This window comes from Pseudomonas sp. MOIL14HWK12:I2, assembly GCF_000510745.1.
GTDB classification, from domain to species: domain Bacteria; phylum Pseudomonadota; class Gammaproteobacteria; order Pseudomonadales; family Pseudomonadaceae; genus Chryseomonas; species Chryseomonas oryzihabitans.
Genome location: NZ_AZOA01000003.1, coordinates 516,793 through 529,348 on the forward strand (window position 1 = coordinate 516,793; position 12,556 = coordinate 529,348).

A 12,556-nucleotide genomic window follows, 5' to 3' on the forward strand; every position below is an offset into this window, starting at 1 on the left:
CCGACATGACCGCCTCCTTTCCCGCGAACGGCGCCTTTCTCGACATCGCCCAGCAGCAGCACGTGATCTTCTATCACCGCGGTTATTTCTCCCATGGCATCGTCGCCGCCATGGCCGAGGTGGTGAAGCTGCAACTGGAATTCGAAGGCATCAGCGGCGCCACCCGGCGCAAGCTGTTTTCCTCCTTCATCGAATTGTCACAGAACGTCCTGCATTATTCCGCCGATGCCCTGCCGCCGGATGCCCTGGCGGACACCAAGCTGGGCCAGGGCTCGGTCTGTATCACCCGCCAGGACGGCAACTACCAGATGCTCTGCGCCAACCCCATCGCCAGCGACAAGGTCGACGCCCTGCGCGAGCGGCTCGAGCCGCTGTGCAGCATGTCGCTGGAACAGATCAAGCAGGCCTATCGCGAATCCCTGCGCGCCGAGACCCCGGCCGACAGCAAGGGTGCCGGCCTCGGCTTCCTGACCATGGCGCGCGATGCCAGCGCGCCTCTGGAATTCGCCTTCCATCCCTCGACGCAGACGCCGGGCACCACCCTGTTCTGCCTGAAAGCCATCATCTGACAGGGACCTCCACCTCGTATGGACACCATGTTCATCGCTCCCACCGCCACCTCTCCGGAGGTGGATTTCCGTTTCGCCGAGGACGAACTCTGGCTCAAGGGCGAATCCTTTCCGGAAAACGCCGCGGCCTTCTATCTGCCGGTGATCGAGTCGCTGCGGGCCTACCTCGACCAGCGTCGGGACGCCTGCATCCGGGTGCACGTGGCCCTGGCCTACTTCAACAGCTCCAGCACCAAGATGCTGTTCACCCTGTTCGACGCCCTGGACCAGGCGGCCCAGGCCGGCAACCGGGTGGAGCTGCACTGGTATTACGATGCCGAGGACGAGACCATCCAGGAATTCGGCGAAGAACTGCGGCTGGACTTCCAGGCGCTGACGTTCATCGAGCATCCCGAGCTGCCGGCATGACCGCCAGCGTCAGGCGCTGCAGCCCGGCCGAGGCGGGCCCCGACCTGTTCGAGCAGGAAGCCGGGGTGCTGCAGGCGGCGCGCGCCCTCTATGGGGCCGACGACGCCGATGCCGAGCGCTACCGAGCCGCCCTGGGCGACCTGACGCTGCACTTCGAACGCCTGATGCGCGAGACCCGTCGGCTGATCGCCCGCAGCGATCGCGCCGAACGCGAGATGAACGCCCTCAACCAGCAACTGCAGACCCTCAGCCAGCAGCTGGAGTACCGCGCCACCCACGACGCCCTCACCGGGATGCTCAATCGCGGCGCGGTGATCGACCAGGCCGGCCAGGCCCTGCGGCAACGGGGTGGGGCCATGATCGTGCTGGACATCGACCACTTCAAACGCATCAACGACGAGTTCGGCCATCCCGCCGGCGATCGGGTGATCCAGGCCATCGCCCGCTGCCTGCAGGAGCTGGTCCAGGCGCCGGCCATCGTCGGTCGGGTGGGTGGCGAGGAATTCACCGTGCTGCTCCCGACCCTGGCGCGGGACGAGGCCCTGGCCATGACCGAACGCCTGCGTCTGCGCATCGCCCGGGAGGCGACCGGCACAGCGCCGGTGACGGCCAGCTTCGGCCTCAGCCTCAACCTGCCGGGGACCGACTTCGAGCTCGCCTACGGCCTGGCCGACGCGGCGCTCTACCGGGCCAAGCGCGCGGGGCGCAACCAGGTGGTGCTGGCCGACTGACCACCGCGATCAGTCAGCCCCACGCCCTTCTTCCGGGCACAAAAAAGCCGCTGCGCCGGGGAGGCACAGCGGCTTTTTGCTGACCGCTTAGGACTGTTTCCAGTCCGGATAGCGGCGCTGGTCGGCGGCTGGCGGGAAGTACTGGTACAGCCAGGTTTCGCTCAGGGCGCGATCCTGGGTGCGGATGAAGGCACGCATCTGCACCGGATCGGCCTTGTCGCTGGTGGGGTACCAGTCGAAGATCACCCGGTAGCCGCCGATCTCGTCGATCTTGAGCACGTGGAAATCCTGTACCTTGCCGTCGGTGACGGTGACCACCGGCTCGATGCCGGTACCCTCGGGCAGGAACGACAGGCCGCCGCCATTGAAATCGATGGCGAAGCGCCGCGCCCAGACCTTGGGCCAGTGCTCACCGGGCGCCCAGCCCTCGGGGAAGCCGCCGATGCCGGAACGGGTGGCATAGACCCGCGCCAGCGGCGTGCTCACCGGCGGCAGCGCACTCCAGTGCAGCTTGTAGCCATAGTGCAGCGACTTGCCGGCGGTGATGGTCTCGGCCGGCGCCCAGAAGGCCACGATGTTGTCCAGGGTCTCGCCGGTGGTGGGGATCTCCAGCAACTGGATGGCACCCTCGCCCCAGGCGGAGGTGGGCTCGACCCACAGACTCGGCCGGCGGTCGTAGCGGACCATGACGTCCTGGTAGCTTTCGAATTCGTGGTCGGTCTGCACCAGGCCGAAGCCCTTGGGACTGTCGTCCTTGAAGGCGTTGAACTGCAGCTTGGGCGGATTGTTCAGCGGACGGCAGATCCACTCGCCGTTGCCCTTCCACATGGCCAGGCGGTCGGAGTCGTGGATCTGCGGGTGGTAGGTGTTGCAGGTCTGGCGCTCGTGGGTGCCGCAGCCGAACATGCTGGTCATGGGCGCGATGCCCAGTTGCTTGATGTCGCGGCGGGCGTTGACGTTGGCGTCCACGTCCATCACCACGCGGTCGTTCAGGCAATCGATGTCGAAGCGATAGGCGCCGGTGGCGCTGGGCGAATCCAGCAGCGCATAGACCACGAAGCGGGTGCTGTTCTTGTTCGGGGTGACGAACCAGAACTTGGTGAAGTCGGGGAATTCCTCGGGCCGATCGGCATAGGTGTCGATGGCCAGACCGCGGGCCGAGAGGCCGTACTGGCGGGTCTTGTCCACGGCGCGGAAGTAGCTGGCGCCAAGGAAGGAGACGATGTCGTACTGGGCCAGGTGCGGCGCCTTGAACAGCTTGAAGCCGGCGAAGCCCAGGTCGCCCTTGAGCTGGCTCTTGTCGACGCCGCTGTCGTTGTAGTTGAACAGCTCGGGGCGGAAGTGGACTTCCTTGGCCTCGTTGGTCTTGGGGTCCACCGAGAACATCCGCACCGGGGTCTTGAAGCCCATGCCGACGTGGAAGAACTGCACGTCCAGCTGGCCCTTGAGGTCGTGCCAGAGCGAATGCTTGGCATCGTAGCCGATGGCGTTGAACTGCTGCGGCGTCATGTTCGCCAGGGTGTCGGGCAGTTTCTGGGCGGTGGGCTGGTAGGCCTGGCCGGCCAGCTCCTTGGCGTGCTGCTTGAGCCAGTCGAAATCGAAGGCCTGGCCATCGCCGTTGGCCGGATTGGCAAAGGCCTGGAGGGCGAACAGCCCGGTGGAGGGAATGCCGGTGTAGGCCGCCAGGGCCAGGGACGCTTTGAGCAGGTGTCTACGCTGCATGGATCAACCTTGGTCACTAAGGATGAAAGATTCGGCCCAGCCGAACCGCCAGAAAGGAAAAAGAATGCACGATACCCGGATAGGTTCGCCATCGCACCGGTGAACTGCAGCCTAGCGCACGCTCTGGCCTGCCAGAGGGGTTACCAAAGCTTTCCGGATCACAGTTCCGGTTGCCGGGCCTCCCGGAAAGCGCATCATCGACCTTCCCTTGCCGCTTCCCTGGAGACCCTCATGGCCGCTGCCGCCATCGCCTTCGGGCCACCCAGCCCCATCCTGCGCATCTTCGATGACGAAAAGGCACGTGAATTCTACTGCCACTTCCTGGGTTTCCGCCTGGTCTGGGAACACCGCTTCGAACCGGGGCTGCCGCTGTACGCGGAAGTCGAGCGCGCCGGCCTGCGCCTGCACCTCTCCGGCCACCACGGCGATGCCTGCCCCGGCTCGACGGTCTTCGTCCGCCTGACCGGCATCCGCGCCTTCCAGGCCGAATTGCTGGCCAGGGACTACGGCTTCGCCCGCCCGGGTATCGAGGAATTGCCCTGGGGCCTGGTGATGGAGATCGCCGATCCCTTCGGTAACAGGCTGAGGTTTTGCGAGGAGACGCCGGAGGCCTAAGCAACGGCTGGACGGTGATCGCGGCCAGGGGCCGCTCCTACAGGCTCGATGATGGAGATGACCGCCTGCGCGGATGGCTCCCTCTCCCCTCGGGAGAGGGTTGGGGTGGGGGCGCCCTCGCCACGAAGTCCCCAGTGGAAAAGGCTGCGTCGTTTTCCACGCTACGGCTCTACACCTAGTGCACCCCTATAACGGCTAAGACAGTGGCTCCTACAGGCTCGATGTAATCGTAGGAGCAGCCCATGGCCGCGATCAACAAAACACCGGAGTGCCATAGGATCAGTTGCATCGGCGGGCGGCCATGACCGCGATAGCCTTCAAGCCGGCGCAGGTTCGCCCGTGGGCACCGCGCCCTCCTCCACCTGCCACCAGGTCGGCAGCAGCGCCTTGACCTCGGGCTGGGTGAATCTGTCGTCGATGAGATAGAGGCAGCCGCGATCCTGCACGGTGCGGATCACCCGGCCGGCGGCCTGGATGACCTTTTGCAACCCAGGATAGAGGTAGGCATAGCGATAGCCGTCGCCGAAGCGCCGCTGCAGGCGCTGGCGCAGCTGTTCGTTGACCGGATTCAGCTGGGGCAGGCCCAGGGTGGCGACGAAGGCGCCGATCAGGCGGTCGCCGGGCAGGTCGATGCCCTCGCCAAAGCTGCCGCCGAGCACGGCGAAGCCGATGCCGCGGCCATCGGCCTGGAAACGCTCGAGAAACGCCTGGCGGGCGGCTTCGTCCATGCCGCGGGACTGGCGCCACTGGGGCACGTCGGGCGCCAGCTCGGCCAGCGCCTCGGCCACCTGGTCGAGGTAGTCGAAGCTGCTGAAGAAGGCCAGGTAGTTGCCCGGGCGCTGGCGATAGCGACTGGCGATCAGGGCGGCGATGGGCGCGCGGGAGGCGGCGCGGTCGGCGTAGCGGGTGGACAGCCGCACCAGGCGCACCTCCAGCTGCTCGGCGGCGAAGGGCGAGGCGACGTCGACCCAGGCGCTGCCGGCCGGGACCCCGAGCAGGTCGCGGTGGAAATGCTGGGGAATCAGGGTGGCGGAGAACAGGGTGCAGCTGTGCGCCGCCGCCAGCCGCGGACCGACGAAGGGCGCCGGCACCAGGTTGCGCAGGTTGAGTTGCGACTGCGCCTTGCCGCGACCCTTGAGCAGGGTGACATCGAACAGCGAGTGATCGCCGAAGGTCTCGCCCAGGCGCATGAACTGCAGCAGGTCGAAGAACAGCGTCTGCAACTCCGGCGCCGGCGGCTGCCCGGATTCGCCGAAGTGCTCGGTGAGCAGACCCACCACCCGTTGCAGGGCGGTCAGGAAGGCGGCGGGCAAGTCCGGCTGCACCTGGTAGTCGACCTGCTGTTCCTTGTGCAGGCGATTCCATTCGCGGTTGAGCGCCTGCAGCCCCTTGGCGATGGCAGGCGGCGCCACGGCCTTGCCGGCGGCCAGGCGACGCTGGTCGAGGCTGGCGCTGTACATGCCGCGGGCGCGGTCGAGTAGGTTGTGGGCCTCGTCCACCAGCACCCCGACCCGCCACTCCTGGGTCTGGGCCAGGGCGTGGAGCATGGCGCTGCCGTCGAAGTAGTAGTTGTAGTCGCCCACCACCACGTCGCTCCAGCGCGCCAGTTCCTGGGCCAGGTAATAAGGGCAGACCTCATGGGCGAGGGCCGTCTCCCGCACCCGCGCCCGGGTCAGCTGGGTGGGCTCGGCCAGGGCGGCGGCGCGGGCGGCCGGCAGGCGGTCGTAGAACCCCCGCGCCAGCGGGCAGGACTCGCCATGGCAGGCCAGCTCCGGGTGTTCGCAGGCCTTGTCCCGCGCCACCAGCTCCAGCACCCGCACCGGCGCGGCCAGGGACTCCAGACCATGCAGGGCCAGGGCGCGGCCAGGGGTCTTGGCGGCGAGGAAGAACAGTCGGTCCAGCTTCTGCCGCGGCATGGCCTTGAGCAGCGGGAACAGGGTGCCCACCGTCTTGCCGATACCGGTGGGCGCCTGGGCCAGCAGGCAGCAGCCGACGCTGGCGGCCTTGTAGACGGCTTCCGCCAGGGGCCGCTGGCCGTGGCGAAAGTCGGGATGGGGAAAGGCCAGGGTCGCCAGCGCCGCATCCCGCGCGGCGCGATGGGCCAGTTCCTGGCGCGCCCAGGCGAGAAAGCGCGAACACTGGAGTTCGAAATGCGCGGCCAGGTCCGCCGCCGTCCACTGCTCGGTGAAGACGGTCTCGGCACCCGTGCCGATGTCGAAATAGACCAGCGCCAGGGTCAGCTCCGAAAACTCGCGGCTCTGGCAGAGCAGATGGCCATAGACCTTGGCCTGGGCCCAGTGCAGGTGGCGGTGGTTGCCTGGCTGGCGCTCCAGACTGCCCCTGTGGGTCTTGATCTCCTCCAGGCGCTGGGCTGCGGCGTCGAAGCCGTCGGCACGGCCGCGCACCTGCAGGTCTTCGAAGTCGCCCTGCAGACTGACCTCGCGCTCATAGCCGGGGCCGCGCCGGGCGGCCACCCGCTGATGGCCCTCGATGCCTTCCAGGGCGGTGGGCGACGGGGTGAATCTGAGATCCAGATCGCCGGCCTTGGCGGTGAATTCGCAGAGGGCGCGAACGGCGATGCGATAGCTCATGCGGAGGTTGCGGCCACCTGCCACTGCACGTGGCAGACGCTGACCGGGATGTCATGGGCAGCGAAGAAGTCCAGCCAGCGGCGCTGGTTGTCCTGCAGGCGGTCGCCCGGACCCTTGACCTCGATCATCCGGTAGCGGCCTTCCGCCGGCCAGAACTGGATCAGGTCGGGCAAGCCGGTGCGGTTGTTTTCCGGATCCTCCAGCAGCCGTTCGAAGCACAGCCGCAGGTGCCGCGCCGGCAGGCAGGCCAAGGCCTGGTCGAGCAGTTCGCTGCCGAGAATGCCCCAGGCGACGAAGGGCGAGGCCAGGCCGCGCTTGCTGGCGAAGCGCTCGCGGATCACGCTCGGATAGGAGCCGTCGTCCAGGCGCGCCAGGCAGGCGGCGAAGGCCTCGGCCCGCCGCTCGCGAAAGCCCGGCAGACGCAGGTCGGCCGGTTCGCGCTGATAGGGGTGGAAGAAGGCGCCGGGGATGGCGAGGAAGATGGCGTCCCAGCACAGCAGCCCGAACAGGCTGGTGAGCAGGGTGTTTTCCACGTAGTGCACCGGCGCCTCGTCGCAACCCAGGTGCTCGCGCACCAGCCACTCGACCCGGCGCAGGCCGTCGTTGACCAGTTCGAAGTCGAGGCGCTCCACCGGGCTGGCCGGACGGCGCCTGTTTGGCGGGCCGCCCTGCTTGCGCACCAGCCGCGGCAGGATGCGCGCCACCTGCTGGCGTTCGGCGTCATGGGCCGGGGCGGCGACGATGGCTTCCGCCAGCGCCTGGGCAGCGGGCCAGTCCTCCAGCCGTTCGAGCATGCGCAGGGCGCGGATGCGCGATTCGGGGTGCGCCGAGGCGGCATAGAGCGCCTGGGCCTGGGCCAGTTCGCCGAGGCGTTCGTGGTGCTGCGCCAGTTCATGCAGCAGCTTGCCGCGGCGCAATTCCAGCCAGGTGTTGGCGAAGCGTTCGGCGGGCAGCAACGGCAGCAGCTCGGCGGCCGGCAGCCCATCGCGCAGCGCCTGGCGGCAGCGCTGGATGTGGAGGTAGGCGTCCACCTCGTGGCGCTGGCCGAAGGCGCGGGATTCGGCGCTGAAGGCCACCGTCTCGTACTGGAAGATACCCAGATCGGCTAGCACGAAGTCGGTCCAGTCCTGGTGCAGGTTGCCAAAGAACAGCAGACGCAGGCGATCGCAGAGGTCCATCAGCGTCAGCCGCCAGACGCCCTCCGCCACCAGCTCGGGCACGGTGGCGGTCCAGCCGCTGAAGGCCAGGGGTGTGGCCTGCTCGGCCTCCAGCCGCGCCAGCCAGTCTTCCTTGCGCCCGGCCTTGGGTAGGCGATTGCCAAAGCAGCCGAGCAGCTCTTCCTTGCGCAGCAGGGCGAAGAGTTCGATCAGGTGCAATTCCGGATCGGCCAGCAGCCATCCGAGCTCCACCAGCGGACTCGCCGCGGCGCGGGGGCAGCCGATCTCGCCATAGACCAGCTTGCTGGCACGGAACACCTCGCCCTTGCGCATCACCAGGCGCACCAGCAGAGCCCGCGAGGGCTGCGGCAGCTCGGCGAAGGCGGTGATGAAGGCCTGCTCGCGGTCGTCGAGCAGATCGGGATAGCGCAGGGCGACCCAGTCCAGTACCCGCTGGAAGTTGTGCAGATAGTAGAGGGGATCTTCGAGCGGAGCTTTCATGCGAAAGGTGCGAATAGGGTGGCGGCTGGCTATTTATCCAGCCCCGACCGGAGCGGGCAACCCCGATGCGATATGCGGTCATCCCGCCGAGGTCATGGCACTTCTTTCGGTTGAAGATCCCGATCGATAGTCATACGATGACTGACAAAGACCACCACAACTACAAGTCCAGGAGTCTGAGCGTGAAGATCAAACGGATCACCGTCACCCCCATCGCCTTTCGCGATGCCCCGCTGCTCAACGCCAGCGGCATCCACGAACCCTATGCGCTGAGATCCATCATCGAGGTGGAAGGCGACAACGGCCACATCGGCCTCGGCGAGAGCTATGGCGACGCCCCGGTGCTGGCGGTGTTGAAGGCCATGGAAAGCAGCCTGGTCGGCCTCTCCGCCTGGGACCTCAACGGCCTGCGCGCCCGGGTGGTGGAGACCGTCGCCGGCCTCGCCGGCGGCGTGGTGGCCGGTGCCGAACTGGCGCCCGGCTCCCATCCGAGCAAGCAGGTAGCCAACGCCTATTCCGCCTTCGAGGTGGCCTTCCTCGATCTGCAGGCGCGCTCCCTGGGCATTCCCCTGGTCGAATTGCTGGGCGGTGCGGTGCGCCGCGAGGTGCCCTTCAGCGCCTATCTGTTCCTCAAGTACGCCGAGCATATCGATGCGCCCTACCCGCCCGATCGCTGGGGCGAGGCCATCAGCCCGGAGCAGGTGGTGGCCCAGGCGGCGCGGATGATCGAGGAGAACGGCTTCCAGAGCATCAAGCTCAAGGCGGGCACCCTGCTCGGTCCGGACCACGAGGCGGCCTGCATCAAGGCCCTGCGCCAGGCCTTCCCGCAGGCGCCGCTGCGCATCGACCCCAACGGCAACTGGTCGCTGGAAACGTCGCTGCGCATCGCCGAGGTGCTGAAGGACGACCTGCAGTACTACGAGGATCCGACTCCGGGCCTGGACGGCATGGCCGAACTGCACCGGCGCACCGGCATACCCCTGGCCACCAACATGGTGGTCACCGATTTCGACGAATTCCGCCGCAGCGTGGCCCAGAACAGCGTGCAGATCGTGCTCGCCGATCACCACTACTGGGGCGGCCTCCGGGACACCCAGATCCTCGCGCGGCTGTGCGACACCTTTGGCCTGGGCGTCTCCATGCACTCCAACTCGCACCTGGGCATCAGCCTCATGGCCATGACCCACGTGGCCGCCGCGGTGCCCAACCTGGCCTATGCCTGCGACACCCACTATCCCTGGCAGGAAGAGGACGAAGAGGTCATCCGGGGCGGCAAGCTGCCGATCCGCAATGGCTGCGTGGCGATCACCGATGCGCCCGGCCTGGGCGTGGAGCTGGACCAGGATCAGCTCGCCAAGCTGCACGAGCAGTTCCTCGCCATCGACATCCGCAGCCGCGACGACGTGCGCCAGATGCGCAAGTACCAGCCGGACTGGGAAACCCGCAAGCCGCGTTTCTAGATCTTCGCCCCCCTCTCCCAGGCCCCTGACGACCGGCTCGCCCGCCGGCCGTCAACGGCTCCGCTTCCCGGCGTCGCGGTTGTACAATCCCCTCGGCACAAGGGTGCCCAAGAACAACGAGAAAGTACGCACAGGGAATTGGGGGACGATGTTGAACGCACCACGCCTCACCGCACTCATGCTCGGCCTGGGACTGGCGGTCAGCGCCACCCTCGCCCCGGCGCAGGACAGGGATCCGGCACGCGCCTACGTCGACGCCCTGCTGGCGAAGATGACCCTGGAGGAAAAGATCGGCCAGCTCAATCTGGTGAGCGTCGGGCCGGACTATCCCAAGGAAGCCATCATGGCGGACATCCGCGCCGGCAAGGTGGGCGCCATGTTCAACACCGTGACCCGCCCCGACATCCGCCAGATGCAGGACCAGGTCGCCCACAGCCGGCTGAAGATCCCGCTGTTCTATGCCTATGACGTCATCCACGGCATGCGCACCATCTTCCCCATCAACCTGGGCCTGGCCAGCACCTGGAATCTCGACGCCATCGCCACCAGCGGGCGCATCTCCGCCCTGGAAGCGGCGGCCGATGGCCTCAACCTGACCTTTTCCCCCACCGTCGACGTGACCCGCGAACCGCGCTGGGGCCGTGCCTCGGAAACCTTTGGCGAAGACACCTGGCTGACCTCGCGCATTGGCGCCACCCTGGTGCACGCCTACCAGGGCAGGGACCTGCGCGCCCCCGACAGTCTCATGGCCAGCATCAAGCACTTCGGTGGCTACGGCGCCGTGGAAGCCGGGCGTGACTACAGCAACGTCGACATGAGTCCGCAGCGACTCATGCAGGACTACCTGCCGCCCTATCGCGCCGCCGCCGAGGCCGGTGCCGGGGCGGTGATGGTGGCGCTCAACAGCATCAACGGCGTCCCGGCCACGGCCAATCGCTGGCTGCTGCAGGACCTGCTGCGCAAGGACTGGAACTACCAGGGCCTGCTGATCAGCGACCACGGCGCCATCAACGAGCTGGTGCTGCACGGGGTGGCCAAGGACACCCGCGACGCCGCCGAACAGGCGCTCAAGGCCGGCGTCGAGCTGAACATGCACGACGACGTCTACGGCAAGCAGCTGCCCGCCCTGCTGGCCGCCGGCAAGGTGACCCAGGCCGAGATCGACCAGGCCGTGCGCGACATGCTCTTGACCAAGTACCGCATGGGCCTGTTCGACGATCCCTATCGCCGCCTGCAGGGCCAGGATCCGGCCGACACCAACGCCGAATCGCGGCTGCACCGCGCCGAGGCGCGCCAGGTGGCCCGCGAGAGCCTGGTGCTGCTGAAGAACGAAAAGGCCGTGCTGCCGCTGCGCAAGGGCGCCACCCTGGCGGTGGTCGGTCCGCTGGCCGACAGTCCGCGCGACGTCATGGGCAACTGGTCCGCCGCCGGCGTGGCCGCCCAGGCCGTCTCCATCCGCCGCGGCCTGGAAAACGCCGTGGCCGGTCAGGGCAAGGTGCTCTATGCCAAGGGCGCCAACCTGCTGGACGACCGCGATGTGCTGGCCTACCTCAACTCCTACGAACCGGCGGTCGCCGTGGATCCGCGCAGCGCCAGCGAACTGATCGCCGAAGCCGTGGCCACCGCGCGCCAGGCCGAGGTGGTGGTGGCCGTGGTCGGCGAATCCCAGGGCATGGCCCACGAGGCCTCCAGCCGCGCCCGCATCAGCGTGCCCGACACCCAGCGCGAGCTCATCAAGGCGCTCAAGGCCACCGGCAAGCCGCTGGTGCTGGTGCTGATGAACGGCCGCCCGCTGGCGCTGGAATGGGAGCAGGAACAGGCCAACGCCCTGCTGGAAGCCTGGTTCCCCGGCACCGAAGGCGGCAACGCCGTGGCCGATGTGCTGTTCGGCGACCACAACCCCTCCGGCAAGCTGACCATGACCTTTCCCCGGGAAGTGGGCCAGGTGCCGCTGTACTACAACCACCTGAGCAGCGGTCGCCCCTTCGATGCGGCCAAGCCGAACAAGTACACCTCGCGCTACTTCGACATCGTCAACGGTCCGCTCTACCCCTTCGGCTACGGCCTGAGCTACACCTCCTTCGAGGTCTCGGCGCCGCAGCTGTCCAGCGCCACCCTGAAGAAGGGCGACACCCTGACCGCCAGGGTCACGATCAAGAACACCGGCAGCCGCGCCGGCGCCACCGTGGTGCAGCTCTATCTACACGACGTGACCGCCTCCCTGGCGCGACCGGTCAAGGAGCTCAAGGGCTTCCAGAAGGTGATGCTGCAACCGGGCGAGAGTCGCGAGCTGGACTTCCCCATCACCGAGGCGGACCTGCGGTTCTACAACAACGACCTCAAGCTGGTCTCGGAGCCGGGCGAGTTCAAGGTGATGGTCGGCCTGGATTCGGAGCGGGTGCGCGAGGGGAGTTTCACGCTGCTCTGAGGGGGCTCAGCCCTCACCCCAGCCCTCTCCCAAGGGGAGAGGGAGTAAAGGCGTGCAGCTCGATGCCGCCTTGCCTTCCAGCGGACCCTCACACCAGCCCTCTCCCAAGGGGAGAGGGGGTAAAAATCCTGCACCTTGATGCCGCCGCATCCCTTCATGCCCCAGCCGCCCCCTCTCCCTCCGGGAGAGGGTTGGGGTGAGGGAACGGGTGCGCGCCCTGAGTCCAACCCGTTGGGCTTCGCTGGCGCTCAACCCCACCTACGGGGCCCGTAGGTGGGGTTGAGGCGACTCCATCGCCGAAGCCCAACAAATCGAACCAGGCCTCGTAGCGCAGGCTCGCGGCCGATCAAGCCCCGGCCTTTATTACAGCCTGT

At 67.5% G+C, this 12,556-nt stretch carries 9 protein-coding genes; 6 read left to right on the forward strand and 3 right to left on the reverse strand.

The features are described from left to right. Nucleotides 1–5 precede the first annotated feature (5 nt). Genes PSK12I2_RS0102425 through PSK12I2_RS0102435 form a run of 3 tightly spaced genes read left to right on the forward strand, consistent with a single transcriptional unit; the run spans nucleotide 6 to nucleotide 1,708 of the window. Nucleotides 6–569: a SiaB family protein kinase gene (locus PSK12I2_RS0102425; RefSeq protein WP_007159604.1), complete on the forward strand. Its 564-nt coding sequence runs from the start codon at nucleotides 6–8 to the stop codon at nucleotides 567–569. A gap of 18 nt (nucleotides 570–587) precedes the next feature. Next, nucleotides 588–977, forward strand: a complete 390-nt coding sequence (locus PSK12I2_RS0102430; RefSeq protein WP_027597148.1) for a DUF1987 domain-containing protein — start codon at nucleotides 588–590, stop codon at nucleotides 975–977. After that, nucleotides 974–1,708 (forward strand): GGDEF domain-containing protein, encoded by a 735-nt coding sequence (locus PSK12I2_RS0102435; protein ID WP_027597149.1) that lies wholly within the window; start codon nucleotides 974–976, stop codon nucleotides 1,706–1,708. The genes PSK12I2_RS0102430 and PSK12I2_RS0102435 overlap by 4 nt, the downstream gene beginning before the upstream one ends. An 87-nt stretch (nucleotides 1,709–1,795) precedes the next feature. Here PSK12I2_RS0102435 and PSK12I2_RS0102440 read toward each other — a convergent pair whose 3' ends face one another. Beyond that, entirely contained in the window at nucleotides 1,796–3,430 is a 1,635-nt protein-coding gene (locus PSK12I2_RS0102440; protein WP_027597150.1) for a glucan biosynthesis protein D, read from the reverse strand. Nucleotides 3,431–3,661: 231 nt separating this feature from the next. Between PSK12I2_RS0102440 and PSK12I2_RS0102445 the strand changes: the two genes are divergently transcribed. Continuing rightward, the gene (locus PSK12I2_RS0102445) at nucleotides 3,662–4,045 is read left to right on the forward strand and encodes a glyoxalase superfamily protein (protein WP_027597151.1); all 384 of its coding nucleotides are present in this window, start codon (nucleotides 3,662–3,664) and stop codon (nucleotides 4,043–4,045) included. Nucleotides 4,046–4,362: 317 nt separating this feature from the next. Here the strand turns inward: PSK12I2_RS0102445 and PSK12I2_RS0102450 are convergent, their stop codons facing one another. After that, entirely contained in the window at nucleotides 4,363–6,636 is a 2,274-nt protein-coding gene (locus PSK12I2_RS0102450) for an ATP-dependent DNA helicase (RefSeq protein ID WP_027597152.1), read from the reverse strand. Next, nucleotides 6,633–8,294 carry a VRR-NUC domain-containing protein gene (locus PSK12I2_RS0102455; protein ID WP_027597153.1) on the reverse strand — a complete coding sequence of 554 codons (1,662 nt, stop codon included), beginning with the start codon at nucleotides 8,292–8,294 and terminating at the stop codon, nucleotides 6,633–6,635. Before PSK12I2_RS0102455 ends, PSK12I2_RS0102450 begins: the two co-directional genes overlap by 4 nt. A 182-nt stretch (nucleotides 8,295–8,476) precedes the next feature. Here PSK12I2_RS0102455 and PSK12I2_RS0102460 point away from each other — a divergent pair, with 182 nt between their 5' ends. Continuing rightward, nucleotides 8,477–9,754, forward strand: coding sequence for a glucarate dehydratase family protein (locus PSK12I2_RS0102460; RefSeq protein WP_027597154.1), 1,278 nt, complete (start codon nucleotides 8,477–8,479; stop codon nucleotides 9,752–9,754). A 148-nt stretch (nucleotides 9,755–9,902) separates the two neighbouring features. Then, nucleotides 9,903–12,182 (forward strand): beta-glucosidase BglX, encoded by a 2,280-nt coding sequence (gene bglX, locus PSK12I2_RS0102465; protein ID WP_027597155.1) that lies wholly within the window; start codon nucleotides 9,903–9,905, stop codon nucleotides 12,180–12,182. The last annotated feature ends 374 nt before the right edge of the window (nucleotides 12,183–12,556 follow it).